Here is a 23,399-nt window from a genome sequence, read left to right as displayed (position 1 = left end):
CGTCCGGGAGAGGGGACGGCAGTACGCGCCGCGCGGGCGTTTCGTGCCCGCGCGCGCCCTCGGCCCCGACATTCCGCGGGTCCGCTCCCGACCCGGTCGTCACCCACCGGGCCCGGCAAAGCGGACCTCCGCCGTGGCCACCCCGCCGACGCGGCCGACCCCGCCGGTCACGTTGAGCGGCAGGTCCGCGCGCTCGGCGAACGGGTTCTCGTCGAGGTCGAAGTTGAGGATCTGAAAGGCGTCGTACAGCTCGGGCGTGATCGCGGCGACCTGGACGCGGACCGCGCCCGTGTCGCCGGGGTGACGGCCGAAGGCGTCGGCCTCGATGTCGAAGTCGCGAGCGACCCCGTCGAAGGCGTCGTCGGGGAAGGTCACAAAGTGGATCGAGGAGCCGGCCTCGCGCGAGCCGGTGAGCAGGACCGGGTCCTCGGTCGCGAAGTCGCTCCGGTAGACCTGCGGGGTCGGGAAGACGACCAACGTGTCGATCGCCCCGCCGGGCAGGCACACCGAGACCGTCGTCCGGTCGAACTCGCGGTACAGCGCCATCGCGTAGCGGTCGCCCGGGCCCGGCGGGTCCGTCAGGCGGACGCGCAGGCGCCAGCGGTCGCCGCCCACACGGGTCGCCGTGACCGTCGGCGGGTCGGGGACGGCGACGGTCGCCGCGGCCGACGGCAGCCCGGGCATCTCGGCGCGGACGGTGTAGGTCGCCCCGGCCTCGATGGGCACCGACCCGACGAAGACGCCGCATGGGAACGGGCCCTCGGTCGTCGTAACGGTCTGGCCGGTCGCCGCGTCGCACCGGCTCGTCCGCCGACTGTAGCACGTCCGCTCGACGGCGCGGAGCTCCTCGACCAGCGCGCCGTCGCGCAGGAGCACCACGCGGCCGTCGACGCGCGAGGGCCGCTGCGCCAGCCCCGACCCGGCCGAGTCGACGGCGTACGGGTCGCGCGTGACGCTCACGCGGACGCGCGCGGGCCGCCCGGCCTCGAACACGGCGCGGACCGTCGTCTGCGGCTCGTAGGCCGGCGTCTCGATGTCGAGCGCCGACGACAGGTCGCAGGCCCCGAGCGCCAGCGCCAGCAGGGCCGCGAGGAGCAGGCGCCCCATCCGCTGGCGCCCGCACCCCCCGTCCGCGCGGCGCACCGCACGCTGGGCTCGCGCCAGCAGCGGTGCGGCCCCGCTCGCCTCGCTCGACGCCGCGCGGCCTGTCCCCCTTGCCAAGGGGGGCCGCCTGAGCGCCTCGGAGCGCAGCGATGGGCGCTTAGGCGGGGGGTCTGCCGAGCATCCCACCCCGCTGCCGTCCCGACCGGCCGGCGCCAGCAGACGGGCCCCGCCAGCAGCGGCAGGTCCCGAGCGGACACGAGCGAGAGCGGCCACGGTCACAGCGCGAAGCGGTAGGAGAGCGACGGCAGGATGGGAAAGAGGGAGATGCCCACGAGCTGCTGGCGCGTGTCGCCCGTCGCCGGGTCCGTCCGGTCGTCGAGCAACGTCACGAAGGGGTTCTTGCGGTTGAGCGCGTTGTAGACGTGGAGCGCGACGGCGTGCGGGCGCGGGCCGCGGCGCAGGAAGTACGTCAGCCCGACGTCGACGCGGCTGTAGGCCGGCAGGCGGTGCCCGTTCCGAGGGCCGTAGGCCACCTCCGAGGTCGACGACGGGACGGAGGCGGCCCAGTACGCGATCGAGCCCGACGAGAGGTACGTCGCGTCGTACGTCGCCGAGGGCAGCGTGACGGCGTCGCCCGTCCCGTAGACGGCCGTCACGGCGGCGTCGACCCGGGCCGAGAGGCGGACGCTGGCGACGGCGGACACGTCGTGGCGGCGGTCGTAGCGGTACGGAAACCACGCGCCGTCGGCGATGGCGTCGAAGCGCCGCGTGCTCGACGCGAGGGTGTACGCCAGCCACGCGCGGAGGCGGGGGCCCCGGTGCTCCACCAAGACCTCCAGCCCCCGGCTCCGCCCCTCGCCCGTCACCACCAGTTCCTGCCAGTCGTCGAAGGGCGACGTAAACGCGGCGCCGTCGCGGTACGCGACCAAGCCCTGCATCGAGCGCCAATAGCCCTCGACCGACCACGTCGTCCGCCCGCTGGCCGACGAGCCCGCCAGCCCGGCCGCGAGCTGGGTCCCGCGCTCCGGGCCGACGGAGTCGGCGGGCACCCACAGGTCGGCAGGCAGGCCGATGCCGGCGCCCGTCGTCAACAGGTGGACCGGCTGCTGGGCCGTCGCGAAACTGGCCTTGAGTGAGACCCGGCGGAGGACGCGGAGCGCGGCCGAGAGGCGCGGCTCGGCGGTCGGGTAGCGGTACGGCCCGGCGGCGTACAACGCGGCGTGGACGCCGAAGTCGAACGTCAGCGGCCCCGCGCGCCAGGTGTCGCTGAGGTAGCCGCCGATCTCGAGGGCGTCGGTGTCGCCGCCCCCGAGCGTCGTGTCGGCCGGGACGCCGTCGGCGGCCTCCTCCCCCAAGAGCGACAGCGCGCCGGGTGTGAAGCGGTGCTGCGTGACGGACCCGCCGAAGCGAACCGTGTGGCGGTCGAGCGCGAGGTCCACGTCGAGGCGGCCGCCGAGGTCGCGGATGGCGGAGCGGTAGACGGCGGCGGCGGTCACGGGGTCGGGGCCGCCTCGGCCCTCGTCGGAGGTGACGGCCACGTCGAAGCCGTAGTCGCTGGCGGTGAGCGTGAGCGCGGCGAAGGCGCGGCCCCGGGCGTGCGTCCAGCGGACGGCGCCGGTCGTCGAGCCCCAGTCGAGCGCGCCGCCGGTCGCCGTCTCGATGCCCGTCCGCTCGCACGCGCCATCCGCACACGCCAGCTCGGGGTCGACGGCGGTAAACGAGAAGGCGTCGCCGCCCCGGTAGACGCTCAGGTACACGCGGTCGCGCGCCGTCGGCCGCCAGTGCACCTTGGCGTGGACGTCGTGGAACGCCACGCTGGGGTCGACGGTCGCGCGGTCGGCCGCCTCAGCGCTCTCGTTCGCGCGATCGATAAAGGGCTGCGCCAGCAGGTCAATGTGTGTCCGCCGCCCCGACACCAGGACCGACAGCCGGCCGGGCACGACCGGCCCTTCCGCCAGCAGCGTCGTCGACAGGACGCCGACGGACCCCTGGAGGCGGTGCCGCTGCAGGTCGCCGTCGCGTAGCCGCACGTCGAGGACCGACGCCAGCCGGCCGCCGTAGCGCGCGGGGTACGCCCCCTTCGTCAGCTCCACGCGCTCGACGGCGTCCGCGTTGAACGTCGACACGAAGCCGAACAGGTGGGCCGCGTTGTAGAGCGGCGTGCCGTCGAGCAAGACGAGCGTCTGGTCGGGCGAGCCGCCGCGGACGTAGAGCCCGGCCGTCGCCTCCTGCCCCGCGCGGACGCCCGGCAGCAACTGCACGGCTTTCAGCACGTCGGCCTCCCCCAGGAGGGCCGGGAGTGCGATCACGTCGCGCCCCGTCAGCCGCGCCTGTCCGAGTTGGGGCGTGTCCTCGGGCCGGTCCGCCCCGGCCTCGACGACGACCTCGCCCAGCGCGAGCGGCCGCAGCGCCACGTCGAGCCGTCCCTGGCGCGCCTGCCACGTCCCGACGTGCAGGGGGTCGTAGCCCACCATCGACACGACGAGCCGGACCGAGTCGGCGGGCAGAGGCAGCGAGAAGTGGCCGTAGGCGTTCGTCGTCGTGCCCCGCGCGAAGGCAGGCGCATAGACGGCCGCCCCGATCAGCGCCCCGCCCGTCTCGGCGTCGGTAACGGTCCCGTTGACGACCTGCGCCCCGGCGCCAGACGCGACGAGGGCGAGCACGAGGCAGCCGAGGGCGAGACGGACCATGAGCGCGGAGCCGGGCCCCTTACACGGTAGGGACAGGGGTGAGGATAGGGGGTCCACGCTCCCCCCGCAATGGCCTTCCAGCGCCCACCGTTGCACAATGGTGGGCTAGGCCCCAGGCGCGCCGGCCGCGCGAGATCGCCCAAACGCGCCGCGGGCCGGCCCCTCTTGCGAAGAGCCGACCCGCGAGCCGATCGTCGGACGAGGCTACTGCCGGTTGAACCGGATCGTGAGCGTGCCGTCGACGCTCGTCAGGCCCTGGTAGGCGTCGCGGTCGAAGGCGTCGAGGTTGACGCCGCGCAGCTCATACGTGCCCGTCAGCGTGGACGGCGTCGAGCCCGAGTAGTCGAGCGCGAAGTCGGACGGGAGGAGGATGTCCTCGAGGTCGTCCCGGTCTTCGTTGCCGATGGCCGTGAAGGTGGCGCGCGTGTCGTTCGCGCGGACGTTCAGGTTGATGCGGCGCGTGCCGCCGGCCAGGAACGGGACCGTAAAGAGGGCCTCGTCGTCGTCGCCGAACACCTGGAGCGTGGTGCCCGCCGTGTTGAGCTTGCTGGCGATGTTGGCGTCGGCCACGGACGCGGCGGACGGGTTGAACGACAGGACGGCCAGGCGGTACGTGCCGCTGATGTTGACGAGGGCCTCGGGGCTGCTGGAGTCGCAGCCGACGAGCAGGAGGAGGGCCGCGAGGGCGGAGAGGCGAAGGCGCATGGGAGTGGCGGGAGTGGAGAGGGGGAAAGCGGCGGTGATACGCGCCGGTGGTCCGGTTAGTGCCCCCCGCGCGGTGAACATGCGGACCGGGATCGGCCGCGCGGCGCGGCCGGGGGCACGCCGGGCGCCCCGCCGGCGTTGCCACGCCATGATCGACGCGCTGACCACTCTCCTCCGCGACCGCCGGATCGCCGTGCTGGCGGGCGCTGGGATCTCGACCGAGTCCGGCATCCCCGACTACCGGGGCCCGCAGACGCGGCACGTGGAGCGCCGGCCGGTCCAGTACGACGACTTCGTCCGCGACGCCGCCGCGCGCCAGCGCTACTGGGCGCGTGCCAGCCGGGGCTGGGGCCGCGTCGCCGACGCCCGCCCGAACGCCGGCCACCAGGCGCTGGCGCGGCTCGAAGCCGCCGGGCTCGTCGAGGGCGTCGTCACCCAGAACGTCGACGGGCTGCACCAGGCGGCGGGCTCGCGCGCGGTCGTCGAGCTGCACGGGACGCTCGACGCCGTCGTGTGCCTGGGCTGCGGCGGTCGGCTCTCGCGCCAGGCCGTGCAGGCGCAGATCGAGACGCGCAACCCCGGCTGGCTCGCCGCGCCGGTCCCCGACGGCCGGCTGGCGCCCGACGGCGACGCCGAGGTGGCCGTCGCCGGGTTCGCCCCGCCCGCGTGCCCGGTCTGCGATGGCGTGCTCAAGCCCGACGTGGTGTTTTTCGGCGAGAGCGTGCCCAAGCCCCGGGTGGCCCTCGCGGCCGAGATCGTCGCGCGCGCCGACGCGCTCTTGGTCGTTGGGTCGAGCCTGGCCGTGTACAGCGGCTACCGCTTCGTGCGGCAGGCCGAGACCGAGGGGACGCCCATCGCGATCGTGACGCTGGGCAAGACGCGGGGCCACCGCCACGCGGCCGTCGCCGTGGACGCGCCGCTGGGCCACGCGCTGCCCGCGCTGGCGGACGCGCTCGGCGCCTAGCCGCCCTCGGGCGGCGCGAGCGGGAGGTCGACGGTGAACGTGGCGCCCTCCCCGAGCGCGCTCTCGACGGTCACCTCGCCGCCCATAGCGCGGGCGAGCTCGCGGCTGATGGACAGGCCCAGGCCGACGCCCGACGCCGCACCCAGACCGCCCTCTTGCACGAACGGGGCAAACACCGCGTCGAGCCGATCCGCGGCGATGCCGGGGCCGGTGTCGGCCACGCGCAAGGCCACGCGGCCGTCGGCGACCTCCCACGCGACGGCGACCGTCCCGGGGCCCTCGGCGCCGGTGAACTTGACGGCGTTGCCGAGCAGGTTGACGAGCACCTGCCGCAGGCGGTCGGCGTCGGCCCAGGCCTCGGCGGGCGGCCCGGCGGGCGGCGCCAGCGTGACGCCTGCCCCCTCGGCCTGAGCGCGGACCAGCGCGAGCGCCGCCTCGACCGCCGCGGCCACGTCGAGGCGCGCCGGCCGGACGTCGACGCGGTCGGTCTCCAAACGCGAGAACGCGAGCACGTCGGCGACCAGGCGGAGCACGTAGCGGCCGGCCTCGGCGATCCGCGCCAGCTCGGCGGCCTGCGCGTCGGTGACCGGCCCGAGCGCCTGCAGGGCCATCATGTCCGCCGAGAACGTCATGGCGCTGAGCGGCGAGCGGATGTCGTGGGAGAGCATCGCCAGGAACCGCGCGCGCGAGTCGCTGGCGGTCTCGGCCGCGCGCCGGGCCTCCAGGATCTCGTCCTCGAACCGGCTCCGCCGCTCGATGGGCACGACGGCCAGCCAGTTCATCGGCCCGTCGGAGCCCTCATGTCGGGCGGCCTCGACGAGCACGGGCAGGTCGTCGCCGGCGGCCGTCCGGAAGGAGACGTAGACCTCGTGGACGGCGCCCCGCAGGCGCAGGAGCGGGAAAAAGTGGGTCTGGTAGTACAGCCGCGCGCCCGGCGCCAGGATCTCGCGGACCTTCCGCCCGCGGAGCGCCTCCGGGGCCATGCCGAGCGCGTCGGCGATCGCCTGGTTGGCGTCGCAGATGACGCCGCCGTCGTCGACCGTGAGGAGCCCGCAGGGGGCGTGGTCGATGGGCCGGGTCACGCCGCGCCGGTGCGGCCGTCGAGGTAGGCCCGGATGGCGGCGGCCGTCTCGCCGGGGTGGCTGAGGTGGGGGCAGTGACCGGTCGCCGCGAGTTGGTGCAACGTCGAGCCGGGAAGGTGCTCGTGGAGGTACTGACCGACGGGCTCGGGCGCGATCGCGTCGTCGGTGCACTGGAGGATCAGCGACGGGACGGTGACCGCCGCGAGGTCGGCGCGGTTGTCCGAGAGGAAGGTGACCGCGGCGAAGTCGCGGGCGATGTCGGGGTCCGTGGCGCAGAACCGCGCCTCGAGCTCGGCGGTGAGCCCAGGGCGGTCGGGGTTCTTCATGATGACCGGCGCGAGCGCCTCGGCCCAGCCGCCGTAGTTCTTCTCCATCATGCCCAGGAGCCCGTCGATGTCCTCGCGGTCGAACCCGCCGTGGTAGCCGTCGTCGTTGAGGTAGCGCGGCGACGGCCCGACGAGCACGAGCTCGCGGAAGCGGCCGGGCTCCTTGTTGGCCGCGAGCACGCCGATCATGGACGCGACCGAGTGGCCGACAAACACGACATCGTCGAGGGCGAGCGCGCGGCACAGGTCGAGCACGTCGTCGGCGTAGCCGTCGAGCGCGCGGTGGCGGGCGGGGTCGTAGGCCGAGAGGTCGGAGTCGCCGGCGCCGATAAAGTCGAACAGGACGACGCGGTGGTCGGCCTCGAAGCTCGGCGCCACCTCGCGCCACATCGACTGGTCGCAGCCGAAGCCGTGGGCGAAAAGCATCGGCCGAGCCCCGTGGCTCCGCTCGGTGACGTTGAACCGGGCGCGGAGGTCGGTCATGGTCGGCAGGCGCGGATGGCGGCGAAGAGAGCGCCCGCGTCCCCCTTCTCGACGTAGGCGTGGGCCCCGGCCTCCAGCGACGCGGCCGCCGCCTCGACGGCCGGGCGGGCTGAGACGACGAGGCAGGCCGGCGGGGGCTGGCGTGCGGCGAGCGCGCGGATCACGTCGAGCCCGGCCATGTCGGGCAGGCGGAGGTCGACGAGCACCACGTCGGCGTCGGAGGGGACGCCGTCGAGCGCGGCCGCGCCCGTGGTCGCCGTCCCGCAGACCTCGAGGTCCGGCTGCAGGTTGATGGCCCGAGCGTGCGTCTCGAGCAGCCAGGGGTGGTCCTCGACGAGAAACACGCGCAGCGGTGGGGAGTCGGGCATCGTTCGAAGGTACCCATCAGGAACTCCCTGACTAGGGCACGCGCTTCCCCCGCGCGGCCTCGTACAACCGGTACCACGCCTCGCGTGGGAGAGAGACCCCGGTGGCCGCGCACGCCTCCGCGATCCGTCCAGGGTTCGTAGACCCGAACACCGGCTGGACACTGTGCGGCAGCCGGAGCACGAACGCCAACACGACCTGCAGCGGCGTCGCCCCGCGGTCGCCGGCGACCGCGCGGACCGCCTCGGCGACATCGGCGTGCTCGGGCGCGACGTCGCCGCGCGAGAACGAGCCGCCGGCCGTCGGCGCCCAAGCCTGGAGCCGTGCGCCGCGCGCGGCGCAGCCGTCGAGCAGATCGTCGGCGCCGGACACGGATCGCGCCGTGTTGACCTCGACGCCCGCCTCGACCGGCGCGATGTGGCCCAGGCTGAGCTGGATCTGGTTCGCCACGAGGGGTTGGTCGACGGCCGCCGCCAGCCGGTCGAGCTGGGCGACCGAGAAATTGCTGACCCCAAAGGCACCCACCTTGCCGGCCGCCGCCAGGCTGTCGAACGCGCGGGCAATCTCGGTGGGCTCCGCCAGCGGGTCCGGGCGGTGGAGCAGCAGCACCTCGACGCGGTCCGTCCCGAGCCGCCGCAGGCTGCCCTCGACGGACGCCACGATGTGGTCGTAGCCCAGGTTGTAGCGCTTCGGGCCGTGCGCGTCGGCAAAGCGGATGCCGCACTTGGTCTGGAGCACCACGCGGTCGCGCAGGCCGGGGCGGTCGGCCAGGATCTCGCCGAAGAGCGTTTCAGACCGGCCGCCGCTGTAGATGTCGGCGTGGTCGAAGAGCGTGACGCCGCCGTCGAGCGCGGCGTCGACGGCGGCCTCGGCGGCCGGGCGGTCGAGCCCGCCCAGCGTCATGCAGCCATACGCGAGGCGCGACGTCGTGAGGGCGCCGAGCGAGGTCGTGGTCATGCGGATGCGGTCGGAGGGATCACCGGGCCGCCCATCCGGGCCTCGTCGCCGCGCGCCACGTGGACGAGCCCCTCGGGCACGATCTCGCCGCTCGCGAAGCCCATCGCCTCGTTGCCGCCCCACGGGCGTCCGCGCCCGAAGGCCGGGTCGCCGGCCTGGAGGAGCGCCACGCCGCGGCGGCGGAGGGCGTCGCTGGCGGGGCGGCCGAAGGTGTCGTCGAGGACGAGCCCCCAGATCGCGAGCGCCGTCTCGTCGAACGCCACGCTCTTGGCCTGGCACAGCCCGTCGACGACGCCCATCAGGTAGCCGAGGACGAAGGGGCGGGCCCAGCCGTCGGGCAGGCCGGTCAGGCCGTCGGCCTCGGCGCGGGCCCGCTGCTCGCGGACGATCCGGAGCGCGTCGCCGAGCACGTGGCGCTGGGGTTTGGAAAGCTTCTTGGCCATCGGTGGAGAGATCAGCGAGCGGCGGATTCGGGGGAGAGGCCGTCGCCCCCGGGCGGCTCGCGGCCGTCATCGGGCCCGAAGTCCTCGACGCCGAGGTCGTGGGCGGCGGCCTCGAGGCCCCGGTCCTGGGGCGTGGCGAGGTCGTGGGGGAGCGAGCCGCGCGGGCTGCGGAGGTAGACGAAGGGCGTGTAGTGGAGGAAGTTCGAGACGCGGGCGGTGTAGACGTCGGCCGAGGCCTCGATCTGGCGCGCGAGGTGGCTCTTGTCGTTGCCGGCCCACATCAGCGGCCCCCACCGCGGGTTGACGAGCTGCGACGACTCGACCGCGAGCGGGCCGATGGCGGCGTCGAGCACGAGCAGGCGCTCGCGGGCCTCGGCCATGCGGGCGTCGAGCCAGTCGAGCGAGCGGTCGGTCTGGGGGCCGTAGCCCTCGGCGTTGCGCTGGCGCTCCAGGCGGAGCGCCGAGAAGTAGGCCTCGAGCCGCTCCTTCTCGGCCATCATGGCCGTCAGCCGCGCCTGCTGGCCGCGCCACGCGTCGAACGCGGCGATCTCGTCCTCGAGGGGTCGCAGCACGAGCGCGGTCCGCCAGCGGAGCACGCTCTTCGACGCCTTGACGTCGGCGTAGACGTGGTCGCCGACGTACAGGATCTCGGACCCGCGCAGGCCCAGGCTGGCCTCGACGAGCGCCGCGTTGCCGCCGACGTAGGCGCGGCCCTCTTCCAGCACCCCGTTCACCGTCCGGAGCACGGCCCGGCCCTCCTCGTCCTCGCCGACGACCTCGAAGGCGGGCGCCTGCTGGTCGAAAAAGGCCGGCTTGCGGGCGCCGACGATGGCGAGGTCGAACAGGTCCCGCCACGTCATGTCGCCGGGCAGGTGGGGGTCGAAGGCGTACGCCAGCAGGGGCGCGGCGTAGGTCCACTCCGAGTTGGTGATGAGCAGCACCTTCTTGCCCGCCAGCTTCTGATCGAGGAGCGCGAGCGGCACCTCGGGGTCGACGTCGACGAAGCGGGCGGGGTCGGCCAGGATCTCGGCCTTGAGGAGCCCTTCGAGGTGGGCCGCGTCGAGCGCGTGACGGACGGCCTCGTAGAGGTCGTCGTAGCCGATCCGGTCGGGGAGCTCGCCCGCGTCGAGCTTGTCGACGAGTTGGAGGTAGATGCTGGCCTCGGAGATCGAGAACAGCGTGTTCATGAACCGCCAGCGGCGGTCGTGGAGGTCGACGAGCGTGCGGCGGTAGGCCTGGCGCTGCTCGTCGAAGGGGAGCGGCCGGGTCCCGTGGAAGGCGCGCTTGACGTACCCGAAGCGGTTGGCCTTGACGACGTTCCCGCGCTCGGTATCGACGACGAGCCCCTGGACAACGAGGTCGGGGTCGAAAACGAGGTCGTCGACGGGCCAGCCCTCCTTCGCGAGCCCGTTCTTGATGTAGGCGTGGGCCCGCTCCTCCCACAGGGCGACGTGGTAGTGGACGAGCGTGTAGTCCATGTCGTACCCCACGGCCCCGATCTTGCGGAGGTTGAGGGTGCGGTTGCAGAACAGGCCGCGCGGGTGGTCGAAGGCGTCGGGGACGCCGTGTGCGCCGTGCGTGCCGGCGCCGATGGTGGCTTCCATGAGTCGGTTGAATTCGTCGGTGAACGCGTGACGGCCCGGGGCGCGTTCCCCGGCGCGCCCGGTGTTCACGGGCCGGTGACCCGCGCGCCGCCAGCAGGTGGGCCATCGCGGGCAACGATGCCATAGACAGACTCTGCGTCCGCAGGGGAGGCTGGGCTTGCGGCCGGGGAAGCGGAGGCGCCGAAGGCAGGGTTTCGTCCGGCGTGCGGTTTTTTTAGCACGCCCCTGTACCTTTTTGGCGCGGCGCCCGTCTTGAGGGCGTCCCTCTCCCCTCCCCCGCCATGTCCCGCACTCGCAAGCCCCTCCAGCGCGCCCTCCTGGCCCTTCTCGGCGCGCTCCTTCTTGTTGTCGGTGTCCGCGCGTTCGCCTCGACCGCCGACGTCCGCGTCGAGCGCCTCCACGACGGCGCCGCCCACCAAGTCACCATCGACCTCGTCTCCGCCACCGTTGTCAAGGACGTGCTGTTCGACGAGTCGTTCGACGTCCGGTCCGGCGGGCGGCTCCTGGTCGACCTCGGGAGCGAGAACGTCACGGTCCGGACCGTCTCCGGCACGCGCGCTCGCGTAGTCGTCGAGGGCCGGGGCCGCGACGCCGCGTCGGAGTTCGAGCGCCGGCGCTTTAGCGCGCGCGTCCGCAGCGGCGACCTGACGGTGCGGACGGACCCGCCGCGCCGCCGCTGGTCGACCGGCCGCCGCGACGCCAGCTTCCAGGTGACCGTCGAGGTCCCGCGCCGCTACTCAGCGACGGTCGACCTCGGGTCGGGGAACGTGCAGGTGGCCTCGATCGAGGGCGACCTGTCGGTCGACGTCGGCAGCGGGAACGTCGACGTGGCGGATGTGACGGGCCGACGCGTCATGCTCGACACGGGCTCGGGCAACGTCCGCGCGCGGTCGCTGCGCGGAGAGGTCCGCATCGACACGGGCTCGGGCAGCGTCGAGGTCGACCGCGTGGAGGGCTCGCTGTGGGTCGACACCGGCTCGGGAAGCGTGTCCGTCGGCTCGGTCGACGGCCCGGCCGAGGTCGACACCGGGTCGGGGCGCGTCGAGCTGACGCTGCGCTCGGCGCGGGCGGCGACGGTCGACACCGGCAGCGGCTCCATCACCGTCCGCGTCCCGCGCGGCGCCGGGTTCGACCTGGACGCCGAGGGCGGCTCGCTCCGCATCGACGACGGCCTCGGCTTCTCGGGCGAGCGCGAGCGCGACGAGGCGCGCGGCCGGCTCGGCCGCGGCGGCCCCGACCTGCGCCTGAGCGCGGGCAGCGGCGCCGTCCGCGTGGTCCAGGCGTAGACAACGGGCGATATCCGCGTCGCCCTGGCGGCTCCCTCCGGTGTGTGTCCCGGCGGGGGCCGCCGTTTTTAGATGGGTGGGCCTCGGCGGGGGCCCCGATGGCTCGCGCCAGCCAGCAGACCACCCCCTGTCCCCCTCCTTGCTCAAGGAGTGGGGACTCCAGGAGCAGGGTCGGCGGGGACGGGCTGACGGCCGCCTTCGAAGAAGCCCTCTTAGGATGAGGGGGCGGCCGGCAGGCGGGGGGTCCGGGCTCGCGCCAGCAGGCGGGCTCGCGCCAGCCCTGCCCGTGGAACCGCAGATCGTCTCGGTCCTGCCCTCCCCTCCCAGACGGGAGGGGTCGGGGGAGGGTGAACGGCGTGCGCCCGCGGGGGGGCTTGCGCCGACAGGCGCGCTCTGGTGCCCCCTCACCCTGGCTTCGCCGACCTGGCGGTTGTCCCCCTCCCAGGGGAAGTGGGGACGTCGTAGACAAGGCTCGCGCGAGCCGGTGGAACCTCGGCTGCCGCGGCCGTCGCTGGCGCCGAATCCACGACCGGCGCATACGAGCGGACGGACCGGCCCCGTACTTTTCAGCCCAGGCTGAAACCCCTCGCGCAAGCGCCCCCGTGATGATCGGACCCATTGGCCACGTCGCCCTCGTCGTCGCCTTCGTCGCCTCGTTGGCGGCGCTCGTCAGCTTCGCCCTCGCCAGCCGCGAGCCGGCCGACGCCGGGTGGGCCCGTGTCGGCCGGTGGAGCTGGGCGGTCCTGGGTGCGGGCGTCGTCGTCGCCTCGGCGATGCTGTGGACGGCCCTCTTCGGCGGCCACTACGACCTCGCCTACGTCTACCAGCAGACCTCGACGGCGATGCCGTTCCGGTACACGCTGTCGGCGTTCTGGGCCGGGCAGGAGGGCTCGTTCCTGCTGTGGATCATCATGACGACGGTCGTCGGCGGGCTGCTCATCCGGTGGTCCGTCCGGCGCGACGGCGGGGAGCCGGCCAACGAGGCGCGCCGCGTGTTCGCGTCGCCGGTGCTGGCGGTCGTGGCGCTGTGCCAGGCGTTCCTGCTGTCGATGATCGTGGGCCTGAAGCTGGGCCCGCTCCCCATCGGCGTCAGCCCCTTCACGACGCTCGCCGAGAAGTTTCCCGACGCCCCGATGTTGCAGGTCGCCGGCTTCGTGCCCGCCGACGGGCAGGGGCTCAACGACCTGCTCCAGAACCCCTGGATGACGATCCACCCGCCGACCCTCTTCGTCGGGTTCACGCTGCTGATGGTGCCGTTCGCGTTCGCCGTCGCCGGGCTCTACCGCCGGCGCTACACGCAGTGGGTCAAGCCTGCGCTGCCGTGGGCGCTCGCCGGGACCGGCATCCTGGGCGTGGGCATCATGATGGGCGGCTGGTGGGCGTACGAGACGCTGAGCTTTGGGGGCTGGTGGGCGTGGGACCCGGTCGAGAACTCGTCGCTGGTGCCGTGGATCTTCGCCGTGGCCGGGCTCCACGCGATGGTGGTCCAGAAAAAGACAGCCGCCGGGCACAAGGCGGCGCTGTGGCTGAGCGTGCTCGCGTTCCAGCTCGTCATCTACTCGACGTTCCTGACGCGCTCCGGGATTCTGGGCGACGTGTCGGTCCACAGCTTCGTCGACCTCGGCCTCTACAACCAGCTGCTGCTGTGGATCTCGGCCGTGGGGCTCCTGGGCTTCGGGATGCTGGCGTGGCGTTGGCGCGACCTGCCCGCCCCGGCGACGCCGCCCGCCGTGCTCTCGCGCGAGTCGCTCGTCTTTACCGGCGCGCTCCTGCTGGCCGTGACCGGCGGCGTGATCGCGCTCGGCACGTCGGCGCCCATCTTCGGCAAGCTGTTCCGCGACAACCCGAGCGCCGTGCCGATCGAGTTCTACACCACGTGGACAGTCCCGCTCGCGGTCGCGATCGCGTTCCTGGGCGGGATGGCGCAGCTGTTCTGGTGGCGCAAGATGACGGTCGAGGACGCGAACCGCGTGCTGTTCCGGCCCGTCGTCGCGACCGTCGTGAGCACGGCGGCCGTCGTGCTGCTGACGCCGTTCGTGCAGGAGACCGTCGTGCCCGGGCCCGGCCTGGGCGTCGAGGCGCCCGTCGGGTCAACGGCGCCCGTCGAGGCCGGTTTGTTGCCGACGGCCATCTCGACGTTCTTCGCGACGCACGGGACCTCGCTGCTGCTGCTCTTGCTGCTCTTCGCCTCGTTCTTCATGCTGTGGGGCAACCTGTCGGTGATGTGGCGGGTCGGACGCGGCAACCTCAAGATGGTCGGCGGCAGCCTGACACACGTCGGGTTCGGGCTCGTGCTGCTCGGCACGTTCGCGTCGTCGGTCTTCAACGACCCCATCTCGGACGGCAACGGGACCGACATCCAGGGCCGCCGCGACAACGTGGTCGTCCCGCTCGGCCGGACCGTCGCCGCCGACGGCTACCGCTGGACGTACACCGGCCAGGAGGTCAACGAGGAGGGCCGCCCGGTCTACGTGATGGACGTCGTCAACCGCGCCGGCCAGCAGTTCCAGACGCGCAACGTGGTCTACAAGGACGGCCGCGACCAGTGGATCCAGCACCCGGACGTCCGCGAGGGCGTCGTCAAGGACCTGTACGTCGCCGTCTTCCCGTCGGCGATGAGCGAGAACCCGAGCGAGGGCCAGGCCGAGACGGAGCTGGCGCGCGGCGAGGCCGTCGCCCTGTCGACCCCGTCGCGCGACGACGCCTACTCGGTCACGTTCGTCGACTACGAGCTCGAGGTTGACCTCGACGCCGTCGGCCTGGACCCGGCCACGGTCGACCTCGCGGTCGCCGCCCGGCTGGAGGTGACGAACCACGCGACGGGCGAGACGCGCACCCTCCGTCCGGTCTACGTCATCACGACCGACGGCCAGCAGCAGTTCGTCCAGAACCGCTCCCAGGACTGGGGCTTCGGCGTCGCCTTCGCGGGGATGGTGGTCGACGAGGGCGCCATCCGGCTCGTGTTCGAGGGCGCGACGGTCGCGGCCGAGGACTGGGTCGTCGTGCAGGCCTACGAGAAGCCGTGGATCTCGCTGCTGTGGCTGGGGACCTGCATCGTCGGGCTCGGCTTCGGGGTTTCCTTCGCCCGGCGCATCGGCGAGGCGCGGAGATAAGAGAAGAGGACAGGAGGAGAAGAGGAATAGAGGATGCGCGCGGACGGAGGCCCTTGGTCTGACACCCTCCTCTTCTACTCCTCCCCTCCTCTCCCCGTAACCCGGCAGGGCCCTCCCCGTAGCGCCCGGCACACTTTCCGACTCGTCCCGTGCGCCTTCTCGCTCTCGCCGCCGTCCTGCTGGCGGCCCCCGCTCTCGCCCAAGACGCCGCCGTCCTGGCCCCCGGCCACCCCGACCTCGCCACCGACGCCGTCACGGTCCGCGACGTGACGCTCGACGTCCGGATCGTCCAGCCGTCCGTCCAGGCCCTGGGCACGATCACCGAGACCGTCACTGCGCACGACGACGGGACGATCACCGTCAGGCGCGCCATCGACCTCTCGATGCCCGGCGGCGGCGGCCAGACCCAGCGCGACACGACGCGGTTCGCGTGGCCCTCGCTGGCGCCGGTCGCGTACGCGTCGACCGACCTCAACAACGGCGACCGCGAGGAGGTCGCCTTCGACGGCCTGCGGATGACCGGCGCGTTCGGCGACGACGGCGCCACGCCGCTCGCGTTCGACCTGACGGCCGAGTCGCCGGTCTTCGGGCCCGGCTCGATCGGGATCCTCGCGCGCGCCGTCCCGCTCCGTGAGGGCTACACCGCGACCGCCCCCACCTTCTCGGGCGAGCACCGCTTCCGCGACGCCGCCATCGCCGTCGTCGGCCGCGAGGACGCCCCCCGCCCCGACGGGTCGACCGTGTCGGCGTTCGTCGTCGAATCCACGGTCGACGGCCGCACTCAGCGCTATTTCGTCGACCCCGAGACCCGCGACCTCCTCAAGATGACCGTCGCGCCCGCCCCGGGCTACCTCATCGAAGCCACCCCCCGATAGCCTCCCGCCCATGCGTTTGCTCCTCCTCTCGCTCCTGCTCGCCGCCTCCGCCAGCGCCCAGGCCCCCGACACGCTCGCGCTCGCGCCGGGCGACGGCGCCCTGACGACCGACTGGCTGACGCCGGGCACGCGGGCGTTCACGGTCCGCCTGGTCGCCCCCGTCCAACAGGACGTCGGCACGGCGACCCAGACGATCTCGCTCGCGGACGGCGTCGTCACGCGCGTCACGACCATGGCGATTCCGAGCCAGGGGATGTCCCAGACGGACTCGCTGGTGGCCGACGCGGCGTCGCTGGCGCCGATGACGCACTCGTCGGCGGGTGGGATGGCCGAGATCTCGCTGGAGTTCATGGACGAGGGCGTGGCCGGGATGGTCGCGCCGCGCCAGGGCGAGGCGGCGACGGTCCTGCTGATGACCGACGGGCCCGTCTTCGACGGCGGCTGGCTGGGCGAGATCGCCCAGAGCGTTGCCCTCGACGAGGGCGCCGTATACACGGTCCCCGCCTTTTTCGCCCAGTCGCCCGAGGAGCAGGGCACGGCCGTCCTGACGGTCGGCGCGAGCGAGGCCGTCGGCGACCGGACGGGGGTGGCCGTGGCCGGCCAGATGGGCCCGGTCACGATGACCTACCTCGTCGACCCGGACACGCGCGAGCTGCTCGTGACGCGGTTCTCGCCCCAGCCCGGCGTCCGCATCGAGATCGCCCCGGCCGACTAGCCGCCCGCTCCCACGTTCCGCCCCCGCCGACGAGGCCCGTCGGCGGGCGGCGGCGTGCCGGACCACGGGGCGGCCCGGCTCGTATCCTCCCTGTCCCCTTTTTCGACACACCCGACACACATGCGCGCATTCCTCGCCCTGATGGCTCTCGCCGTCGTCGCGGCCCCGGCCTTTGCCCAGGTCACCCTGCGGCCCGGCCACCCCGACCTGCTGACCGCCGGCCTCTCGCTCGACACCGAGACCGTCCGCGTCCGCGTGACCGAGCCCCGCCCGACCGACCTCGGGCTCGTCGCGACGACCGTCGAGCGCGACGGCGACACCATCACGATGCGCACGAACGCCGACGTGCCCCGCGCCGGCCAGGTCTACGACGTCACCGTCTCGATGGCGTGGCCGACGCTGGCGCCCATCATGCGCGAGCGCTCGACGAGCGGCTCGACCGGCATGACGCGCTACGACGGCACGACGGTCACCGGCACGTATGGGCGCGGCGACTGGGAGCCGCTCCCGTTCGACATCACGCTGCCCGCCGAGGTCTTCTTCCCCGAGGCGCTCCCCGTCATCGCCCGCGCGCTCCCGTTCGCGGAGGGCTACACGGCGACGGTCCCGACGTTCACGTCGGAGCGCCGCATCCGCGACTACACCCTCACCGTGACCGGTCAGCAGGACTTCGAGCGCGCCGACGGCTCGACCGTGACGGCCTGGGTCGTCGAGGAGACGAGCCAGGGCCGCGGCTCGTCGGCCCGCAAGTACTTCGTCGAGGACGGCACCCGGATCCTGGTGGCCTCCACGACGACGGCGCAGGGCAACACCGAGGTCATCACCGAGCCCGTCACCGAGGAGATGCTGGCGGCGATGAACGCCGAGACGCCGGCCGTCGAGCTGCGCCCCGGCCTCGACCGCCTCGACCTCTCCGGCCTGACGGACTACCAAGGCGACTACGTCGTCAAGATCGTCCAGCCGATCCAGCAGGACGCCGGCACGGCCACGCGCCGCCTGGTCGTCGACGAGGCCGCCGGGACGGTGACGCTCACCACCACGACGGTCATCGCGATGGCCGGCCAGCGGACCTCGGAGACGGCCGTCGCCGCCTACCCCTCGCTCGCGCCGATCTCGGTGCGGAGCGACAACAACGGCTCGATCACCGACCTCACGTACACGGCCGACGCCGTCTCGGGCACCAAGACCGAGGGGGAGGCCGACCCCGAGCCCGTCGAGATGGCGTTCGAGATGCCGGCCTACGCCGGCACCTGGGTGTTCGAGATCGTCCGCCTGGTGCCCTTCGAGGAGGGCTGGCGCGGCGCGGTCCACACCATCTCGTCGGAGGACGGCCCGCGCGAGACCGTCGTGACGGTGATCGGGCGCGAGGACGTCGACGGCGTCTCGGCCTGGATCGTCGAGGCGCAGGCGCCCGAGGGCGGCCCGGTCGAGTTCGCCGTCCACCCCGACACGCGCGAGATGCTCCGCACGCGGCTCCAGCCCCAGGCCGGCGTGATCGTCGACATCGTGCCGGCGGACGCCGAGTAGTCGGCCCGCTCGACTCGTTCGAGAGCGCCCCGCCGGCCCCTGCTGGCGGGGCGCTCTGCGTTTTCAGGGTCCCGCCTGCGGGGAGGGTCTGAGAATGGCGACGGGCTTGCGCAAGCAGGTGGGCTCGCGCCCGCCGGTTCGACCACCCCCTGCCCCCCTCCCCGCAAGCGGGATCTGAGACCTCATCCGATGAGGGGGGACTCCGCGAGCTGCGCCGGCGTCAGCCTCGATGGCGACGCGCATTCGAACAAAGGCCTCCCTTGAATAAGGGGCCAGGCGGGGGTGAGGCCTTAGGCGGTGGCCGGCGCCTCGGCGAGGTCCAGCGCCGCCGCGACGTTCTCGAGTTGGAGCGGCTTGACGAAGACGGCGGACATCCCCGCATTGAGGCACGCCTTCTCGACGTGCGACAGCGCCGTCACCCCGACGATGACGGGGCGCGCGCCGAACCGCGACCGGATCTCGCGGGCCACCTCCATCCCATCGACGCCGGGCAGCATCACGTCGAGGAGGACGAGGTCGAAGGGCGCGGCCGCGAGCGCCTCCAGGGCCTCGTCGCCGGACATCGCCCCCTCGGCCTCGGCCCCGAGCACGCGGGCCATCCGCATCGCCACGTGGACGTTGATCGAGTTGTCGTCGACGACGAGCACCCGGAGCAGGGACTCGGGGTCCGGAACCTGAGCGGACGGGGTCGGGGCCCCCAATCGCTGGCCGATCGTCTGGGCCGCCGCCACCGCGAGCCCGAGGTGGGCCCGCTGGAGCCGGCCGAGGTCGGTATCGCGGAGGGCCTCGAGGTGGCCGACGAGGGCCCGGAGGTCGCGCCGCGTGGCGTCGGCGTCGGGGGTCGGGTCGTCGGGGGCGGTCGGAGTCGACATCATGGGGTGGTGGGACGGAGCCCGGCCAGGCGTCGCGCCCGGTCGACGGCCTCGGCAAAGCGGCGGTAGCCGATAGGCTTGAGCAAAAAGTCGGCGGCGCGGAAGTGGACGCTGTCGATCGCGTACTGCTCACGCGCGGTCGTGACGACGAGCTGGACGCCGGGCGCGAGCCGCCGGGCGATCGCCAGGCCCGACTCGTCGCCGAGCTCGATGTCGAGGAACACGAGGTCGACGGCGTGCGCGTCGAGGGCGCTGGCGGCGCCGGCGGGGTCGGCCACGCTGGCGACGAGCGTCACGCCCGAGTGCCGCGCCACGTAGCCTTCGAGGACGGCGCGCGAGACGGGGCTGTCCTCTACGATCAGGCCCCTCAGGGGGCGGTCGTCAGGGGGCATCGGCAGGAAGCGGTGGAAACAGGAGGCGCAGGGCCCAGGTGGCGTCGGCGACGGCGGCGGTCGCCTCGATGGTGGCCTCGGTAAGATCGGCAAACGGGCCCGGGCCGTCCGCGACAGATTCGAGCCGCTCCAGCGCCTCGGCCAGCACACCGGCCCCGACGTAGGCGGCCTGCCCGCGGAGCGCGTGGGCCTCGGCCCGGAGCCGGGCCCGGTCGTGCTCGGCGGCGGCGGCCGCGAGCGCCGCCGCGGACCGGGCGGCCTCGTCCAAAAACATGGCCACCAGGCGGCGCTCCAGGTCGGGGTCGCCGACGGCGCTCTCGCGCAGGCGGCCGCGGTCGATGGCCGCGGTGTCGGCCGCGGCGGGCCGGGCCCGCCCGAGCAGCAGCCCGATCCGGTGCCGGAGCCAGCCCGGCTCGAACGGCTTGAGCACGAAGTCGCTGAACCCGACCGCGAGCGTGGCGCCCCGGCGCGACGCCAGCGCCGAGGCCGTGAGCGCGATGACCGGGATCCCGTCGTGCCCGGCCGCGCGCAACCGCCGCGTCGTCTCGAGGCCGTCCATGCCCGGCATCTGGAGGTCCATCAGGACGAGGTCGACGGGCGCCCCGCGGCCGAGGTGGTCGAGCGCCTCCTGCCCGCTCGCGGCCTCGGCCACGGCCATGCCCCAGGCCTCCGCCTGACGCCGGACGATGAGCCGGTTGGTCGGGTTGTCCTCGACGACCAGCACGCGGACGCCCGCGAGGTTGGCAGCCGGTGTGGCCGGGGCCGCGCTCGGCGCGACGTCCGACACCGGCGCGATCTCGACCGACAGCCGCACCGTGAACCGGCTCCCCTCCCCGACGGCGCTCTCGACCTCGACCGTGCCGCCCTGCCGCTCGACCAGATCGCGCACGATGGACAAGCCCAGGCCGGTCCCGCCGTGCGCCCGCGTCGCAGCGTCGTCGACTTGGACGAACGCCTCGAAGATGCGGGCCTGCTGGTCGGGCGGGATCCCGATGCCCGTGTCCACGACGTCGAACCGGAGGTCCAGGCGGTCCGCCTCGCGGCCCTCAATCGCGGCGGTGATCCGGACGGACCCGGCCTCGGTGAACTTGATGGCGTTGCCGCCCAGGTTGAGCAGCACCTGGCGGAGCCGCTTGGCGTCGCCGAGCAGCGTGTCGATCCCGTCGGGCCCGGCGACCTCGACGGCGACGCCCTTGTCGGCGGCGACGGGCGTGAGCAGGTCGCGGACGTCGGCGAGCACGTCGGCCAAGAAGAACGGGGTCCGGTGGAAGCGGGCCGGGCCGGCGTCGAGGCGTGCGCGGTCGAGCAGGTCGTCGATCAGGCCCAGCAGCGTGTCGGCCGCCCGCGAGATCCCGTGCACCAGGTCGCCCTGGGAGCCCGAGACCTCGCTGGCCGCCAGCAGACGCGACAGGCCCAGCACGGCGTGGAGCGGCGTCCGCATCTCGTGGCCGACGTTGGCCAGGAACGTCTCCTTGGCGCGGACCGCCGTCTCGGCCGCCGCCGTCGCCGCCACGAGCGCCGCCTGGGTCTGCTTTCGCGCCGTGATGTCGCGCGAGACCCCGACGAGCCCGGCGACCTCGCCGTCGTCGTCGAACAGCGGGACCTTGCTGGTGAGCAGCCAGCCGCCCACGCCGTTGGGCTCCTCCTGGTCCTCGATGGCGATCGTCGTCTCGATCACGGCGAGGTCATCGGAGAGCGCGGCGAGCCCGGCCGTCTCGTCGTGCCGGGCGTCGCCGGCGACGGCCTCGGCGTCGGTCAGCCCGACGGTGTGGGCGGGGTCCTCGAACCCGAGCGCGGCGGCGCTCGCCCGGTTGCGGAGCACGGCCCGCCCCGCCCGGTCCTTGACGTAGATGTGGGAGGGGATCGTGTCGATGACCGTCTGGAGCAGCCGCCCCTGCATCGCGACCCGCTGCATCGAGTCGACGACGCCCTCGACCGCCGGCCGGAACACGCCCAGCCCGATCGCGACGACGAGCGCCAGCAGGACCAGCCAGACCGCCAGCACGACGGCCCGGAGCCGCCGGATGAGCCCGCCCGCCTCGGCCTCGAGCGCGCGGACGACGCCGTCCATCCCGACGACGAACGCCCCGGCCCCGACCTCGACCGCCCCGGCCGCCTGCCCCGCCTGGCGAGCGTCGCCCGCGGCTTGCGCGGCCGCGAAAGCGTCGACGGCGCGGACGATCCGGGAGACGTCGGCGGTCAAGGCGTCGAGCGCGATGCGGGCGGGGCCCGGAGCCAGCGCGTCGAGGTCCCGGGCCGGGTCCCCGTCGAGCAGCGCCCGGTGGACGCCGGCCCACGTCGAGGCCACATCCGCCGCGGCCCGGGCGTCGCCGTCGCGGACGGCGAGGACGATCCGCTGGCTCTGCAGCCGCTGGCGCCCCGCGAGGTTCACCACGGCCGTGTCGTCGGCGAGCCGGCCGAGCGAGTGCTGCACGATCCCCTCGGCGGCGGTGATGGCGATGGCCAAGAGGACGAGCGCCGTGAGATACCGCCTGGTGAGCCGGTGCCGGACGCGGCGCGGGTCGGTCTCGGAGGGGGAGATCATGCGCCCCAGAGTAGCCCCGGCCCCGCGCGACCGTCCAGACGGCCGGTCAGAAAGCCGCCCTGGTCGGCCCGCTCCCGCGAGCCCGCCGGCTGGCGCCCCCCCTCTTGAACCCACGAGCGCCCCGCCAGCAGGTGTGGTGGGGCGCTCGGACGACGAGTGGGGGCCCGCGCTAGCGGCGGCCGGCGAGCCGGTCGAAGGCCCGCTGCTGCTCGGTGCCGGCGGGCACGGCGTACGGGTCCGGCGGGAGGTTGACCATCCGGATCACCGGGTAGCGCTCGCGGTGGAGGAACGGCTCGGGCGCTTGCGAGATGTCCTCGCCGATGATGAGCACCATCGTGCCCTGGTCGGTGATCTTGGCGCCGACCGACGAGATCGGGTCGCGCTGGTTCTGGACGTCCCAGGTGTCGGTCCAGGTGTAGAGCCACTGCGCGTCGGGCTCCAGGAGCCGGATGCAGCCGTGCGAGGCCGGGCCCGAGGTGGGCAGGGCGTACTGGTGCATGTGGATGCCGCGCGCCTCGTGGAGGTTCATCACCCAGTACATCTCCCAGAGCTCGGCGCCGGGGTCGGACGAGCCGTAGCCCGGGCTCAGCGTGCTCACGCGGTAGTCCTGCTTCCAGTTGATGTTGAACCGGCCGCTCGGCGTCCGCGCGCTCTCGACGCCGGTGCTGATGATGCCCCACCGCGCCAGCTCGCCGTGCTCGTAGGCGCCCCACGCCTGGATCTGCTTGTCCAAAATGACCACCTTGTCGATCTGCCGCGCGCCGGGGTAGTAGCGCGGGAACGGCGAGTAGGCCCGGAAGTCGAGCCCGAAATGCGTTGGCACGACGAGCGTGTCGCCGGGCTGGAGGTTCTCGAGGTCGTTGCGGTTGAGGAGCCACAGCAGCGGCTTGATCACGTCGCGGTCGCCGCCGAAGCGGCTGTACAGCGAGAGCCGCGCCTCCAGCCGGTTCTGGCCCTGGGGCACGATGTAGTAGTCGTAGTAGACGCGCGGGACCTCGCGGATGGACTCGGCGGTCCGCCGGTTCATCGTGTCGACCAGCCACGACTGGCTGAAGTAGGTGACCGGGCCGTCCTCGGCGAAGTCGGCCGAGATGGCGGCGTCGGCGGCGCGGTCGGCCGCGCTCTGGGCGCCCACGACGGGCGCCAGCAGGACGGCGGCGAGCAGGAAGAGGGAGAGACGCATGGGATCGAACGCGGAAGTCGGGGCGAGTATACCCGCGGGGGGCTTGGGAGGGTCCGCGCGGATCTGTGCGGACTCTGTGCCGTCGCGGCCGGGGCGGCGTTTACCGGCCCAGAACGGACGCGTCGGTGGCCGATTGCCTTTCGCTGTCCCCCGCCGTGTGAGGAACC

At 73.6% G+C, this 23,399-nt stretch carries 19 protein-coding genes; 6 read left to right on the top strand and 13 right to left on the bottom strand.

Annotated elements, in window-relative coordinates; genetic code table 11:
• Positions 1-99 precede the first annotated feature (99 nt).
• The 3 genes from ACLIRP_RS18120 to ACLIRP_RS18110 form a co-directional block, all read right to left on the bottom strand.
• Positions 100-1,107, bottom strand: coding sequence for a DUF4249 family protein (locus tag ACLIRP_RS18120; RefSeq protein ID WP_412061877.1), 1,008 nt, complete (start codon positions 1,105-1,107; stop codon positions 100-102).
• 272 nt (positions 1,108-1,379) lie between these two features.
• A complete protein-coding gene (locus tag ACLIRP_RS18115; protein WP_412061876.1) occupies positions 1,380-3,794 on the bottom strand; it encodes a TonB-dependent receptor in 2,415 nt (804 codons plus the stop codon).
• A 204-nt stretch (positions 3,795-3,998) separates the two neighbouring features.
• Entirely contained in the window at positions 3,999-4,499 is a 501-nt protein-coding gene (locus tag ACLIRP_RS18110) for a hypothetical protein (RefSeq protein WP_412061875.1), read from the bottom strand.
• Between the two features lie 148 nt (positions 4,500-4,647).
• Between ACLIRP_RS18110 and ACLIRP_RS18105 the strand changes: the two genes are divergently transcribed.
• On the top strand, positions 4,648-5,463 hold the full coding sequence (locus tag ACLIRP_RS18105; protein ID WP_412061874.1) for an NAD-dependent protein deacetylase: 816 nt from the start codon (positions 4,648-4,650) through the stop codon (positions 5,461-5,463).
• On the opposite strand, the gene ACLIRP_RS18100 is transcribed toward ACLIRP_RS18105, so the two are convergent.
• The 6 genes from ACLIRP_RS18100 to ACLIRP_RS18075 are packed head-to-tail and all read right to left on the bottom strand — an operon-like array spanning position 5,460 to position 10,724.
• Positions 5,460-6,545 (bottom strand): ATP-binding protein, encoded by a 1,086-nt coding sequence (locus ACLIRP_RS18100; RefSeq protein ID WP_412061873.1) that lies wholly within the window; start codon positions 6,543-6,545, stop codon positions 5,460-5,462. The genes ACLIRP_RS18105 and ACLIRP_RS18100 overlap by 4 nt on opposite strands.
• The gene (locus tag ACLIRP_RS18095; protein ID WP_412061872.1) at positions 6,542-7,354 is read right to left on the bottom strand and encodes an alpha/beta fold hydrolase; all 813 of its coding nucleotides are present in this window, start codon (positions 7,352-7,354) and stop codon (positions 6,542-6,544) included. The genes ACLIRP_RS18100 and ACLIRP_RS18095 overlap by 4 nt, the downstream gene beginning before the upstream one ends.
• Positions 7,351-7,722 (bottom strand): response regulator transcription factor, encoded by a 372-nt coding sequence (locus ACLIRP_RS18090; RefSeq protein ID WP_412061871.1) that lies wholly within the window; start codon positions 7,720-7,722, stop codon positions 7,351-7,353. Before ACLIRP_RS18090 ends, ACLIRP_RS18095 begins: the two co-directional genes overlap by 4 nt.
• A gap of 31 nt (positions 7,723-7,753) precedes the next feature.
• On the bottom strand, positions 7,754-8,677 hold the full coding sequence (locus tag ACLIRP_RS18085; protein ID WP_412061870.1) for an aldo/keto reductase: 924 nt from the start codon (positions 8,675-8,677) through the stop codon (positions 7,754-7,756).
• Positions 8,674-9,120, bottom strand: coding sequence for a hypothetical protein (locus ACLIRP_RS18080; protein ID WP_412061869.1), 447 nt, complete (start codon positions 9,118-9,120; stop codon positions 8,674-8,676). The genes ACLIRP_RS18085 and ACLIRP_RS18080 overlap by 4 nt, the downstream gene beginning before the upstream one ends.
• Before the next feature lie 11 nt (positions 9,121-9,131).
• Entirely contained in the window at positions 9,132-10,724 is a 1,593-nt protein-coding gene (locus tag ACLIRP_RS18075) for an HAD-IG family 5'-nucleotidase (RefSeq protein ID WP_412061868.1), read from the bottom strand.
• Between the two features lie 281 nt (positions 10,725-11,005).
• On the opposite strand from ACLIRP_RS18075, the gene ACLIRP_RS18070 reads away from it, so the two are divergent.
• The 5 genes from ACLIRP_RS18070 (at position 11,006) to ACLIRP_RS18050 (ending at position 18,240) form a co-directional block, all read left to right on the top strand.
• Positions 11,006-12,010 carry a DUF4097 family beta strand repeat-containing protein gene (locus ACLIRP_RS18070; RefSeq protein WP_412061867.1) on the top strand — a complete coding sequence of 335 codons (1,005 nt, stop codon included), beginning with the start codon at positions 11,006-11,008 and terminating at the stop codon, positions 12,008-12,010.
• Between the two features lie 605 nt (positions 12,011-12,615).
• The gene (gene ccsA / locus ACLIRP_RS18065) at positions 12,616-15,123 is read left to right on the top strand and encodes a cytochrome c biogenesis protein CcsA (RefSeq protein ID WP_412061866.1); all 2,508 of its coding nucleotides are present in this window, start codon (positions 12,616-12,618) and stop codon (positions 15,121-15,123) included.
• 149 nt (positions 15,124-15,272) lie between these two features.
• Complete coding sequence (locus tag ACLIRP_RS18060; protein ID WP_412061865.1) at positions 15,273-15,998, top strand: hypothetical protein; 726 nt, start codon at positions 15,273-15,275, stop codon at positions 15,996-15,998.
• A gap of 10 nt (positions 15,999-16,008) precedes the next feature.
• Positions 16,009-16,713, top strand: coding sequence for a hypothetical protein (locus ACLIRP_RS18055; protein WP_412061864.1), 705 nt, complete (start codon positions 16,009-16,011; stop codon positions 16,711-16,713).
• Between the two features lie 120 nt (positions 16,714-16,833).
• On the top strand, positions 16,834-18,240 hold the full coding sequence (locus ACLIRP_RS18050) for a hypothetical protein (RefSeq protein WP_412061863.1): 1,407 nt from the start codon (positions 16,834-16,836) through the stop codon (positions 18,238-18,240).
• A gap of 290 nt (positions 18,241-18,530) precedes the next feature.
• Here ACLIRP_RS18050 and ACLIRP_RS18045 read toward each other — a convergent pair whose 3' ends face one another.
• The 4 genes from ACLIRP_RS18045 to ACLIRP_RS18030 form a co-directional block, all read right to left on the bottom strand.
• The gene (locus ACLIRP_RS18045) at positions 18,531-19,112 is read right to left on the bottom strand and encodes a response regulator (RefSeq protein ID WP_412061862.1); all 582 of its coding nucleotides are present in this window, start codon (positions 19,110-19,112) and stop codon (positions 18,531-18,533) included.
• On the bottom strand, positions 19,112-19,504 hold the full coding sequence (locus tag ACLIRP_RS18040; protein WP_412061861.1) for a LytR/AlgR family response regulator transcription factor: 393 nt from the start codon (positions 19,502-19,504) through the stop codon (positions 19,112-19,114). The genes ACLIRP_RS18045 and ACLIRP_RS18040 overlap by 1 nt, the downstream gene beginning before the upstream one ends.
• A complete protein-coding gene (locus ACLIRP_RS18035; RefSeq protein ID WP_412061860.1) occupies positions 19,494-22,049 on the bottom strand; it encodes an ATP-binding protein in 2,556 nt (851 codons plus the stop codon). The genes ACLIRP_RS18040 and ACLIRP_RS18035 overlap by 11 nt, the downstream gene beginning before the upstream one ends.
• 169 nt (positions 22,050-22,218) lie before the next feature.
• Positions 22,219-23,232, bottom strand: coding sequence for a L,D-transpeptidase (locus ACLIRP_RS18030; protein ID WP_412061859.1), 1,014 nt, complete (start codon positions 23,230-23,232; stop codon positions 22,219-22,221).
• Between the last annotated feature and the right edge of the window lie 167 nt (positions 23,233-23,399).

Source organism: Rubrivirga halophila, assembly GCF_046845755.1.
In the GTDB taxonomy this organism is placed as follows: Bacteria; Bacteroidota; Rhodothermia; order Rhodothermales; family Rubricoccaceae; genus Rubrivirga.
The sequence above is the reverse complement of the archived record's forward strand: the minus strand, read 5'-3'. Positions and strand labels throughout refer to the sequence as shown.

Bases quoted from the DNA above. Each gene is read 5' to 3' on its own strand.
- ACLIRP_RS18120 (WP_412061877.1), bottom strand. From the start codon at position 1,107: ATGGGGCGCCTGCTCCTCGCGGCCCTGCTGGCGCTGGCGCTCGGGGCC.
- ACLIRP_RS18115 (WP_412061876.1), bottom strand. From the start codon at position 3,794: ATGGTCCGTCTCGCCCTCGGCTGCCTCGTGCTCGCCCTCGTCGCGTCT.
- ACLIRP_RS18110 (WP_412061875.1), bottom strand. From the start codon at position 4,499: ATGCGCCTTCGCCTCTCCGCCCTCGCGGCCCTCCTCCTGCTCGTCGGC.
- ACLIRP_RS18105 (WP_412061874.1), top strand. From the start codon at position 4,648: ATGATCGACGCGCTGACCACTCTCCTCCGCGACCGCCGGATCGCCGTG.
- ACLIRP_RS18095 (WP_412061872.1), bottom strand. From the start codon at position 7,354: ATGACCGACCTCCGCGCCCGGTTCAACGTCACCGAGCGGAGCCACGGG.
- ACLIRP_RS18090 (WP_412061871.1), bottom strand. From the start codon at position 7,722: ATGCCCGACTCCCCACCGCTGCGCGTGTTTCTCGTCGAGGACCACCCC.
- ACLIRP_RS18085 (WP_412061870.1), bottom strand. From the start codon at position 8,677: ATGACCACGACCTCGCTCGGCGCCCTCACGACGTCGCGCCTCGCGTAT.
- ACLIRP_RS18080 (WP_412061869.1), bottom strand. From the start codon at position 9,120: ATGGCCAAGAAGCTTTCCAAACCCCAGCGCCACGTGCTCGGCGACGCG.
- ACLIRP_RS18075 (WP_412061868.1), bottom strand. From the start codon at position 10,724: ATGGAAGCCACCATCGGCGCCGGCACGCACGGCGCACACGGCGTCCCC.
- ACLIRP_RS18070 (WP_412061867.1), top strand. From the start codon at position 11,006: ATGTCCCGCACTCGCAAGCCCCTCCAGCGCGCCCTCCTGGCCCTTCTC.
- ccsA (WP_412061866.1), top strand. From the start codon at position 12,616: ATGATCGGACCCATTGGCCACGTCGCCCTCGTCGTCGCCTTCGTCGCC.
- ACLIRP_RS18055 (WP_412061864.1), top strand. From the start codon at position 16,009: ATGCGTTTGCTCCTCCTCTCGCTCCTGCTCGCCGCCTCCGCCAGCGCC.
- ACLIRP_RS18050 (WP_412061863.1), top strand. From the start codon at position 16,834: ATGCGCGCATTCCTCGCCCTGATGGCTCTCGCCGTCGTCGCGGCCCCG.
- ACLIRP_RS18045 (WP_412061862.1), bottom strand. From the start codon at position 19,112: ATGTCGACTCCGACCGCCCCCGACGACCCGACCCCCGACGCCGACGCC.
- ACLIRP_RS18040 (WP_412061861.1), bottom strand. From the start codon at position 19,504: ATGCCCCCTGACGACCGCCCCCTGAGGGGCCTGATCGTAGAGGACAGC.
- ACLIRP_RS18035 (WP_412061860.1), bottom strand. From the start codon at position 22,049: ATGATCTCCCCCTCCGAGACCGACCCGCGCCGCGTCCGGCACCGGCTC.
- ACLIRP_RS18030 (WP_412061859.1), bottom strand. From the start codon at position 23,232: ATGCGTCTCTCCCTCTTCCTGCTCGCCGCCGTCCTGCTGGCGCCCGTC.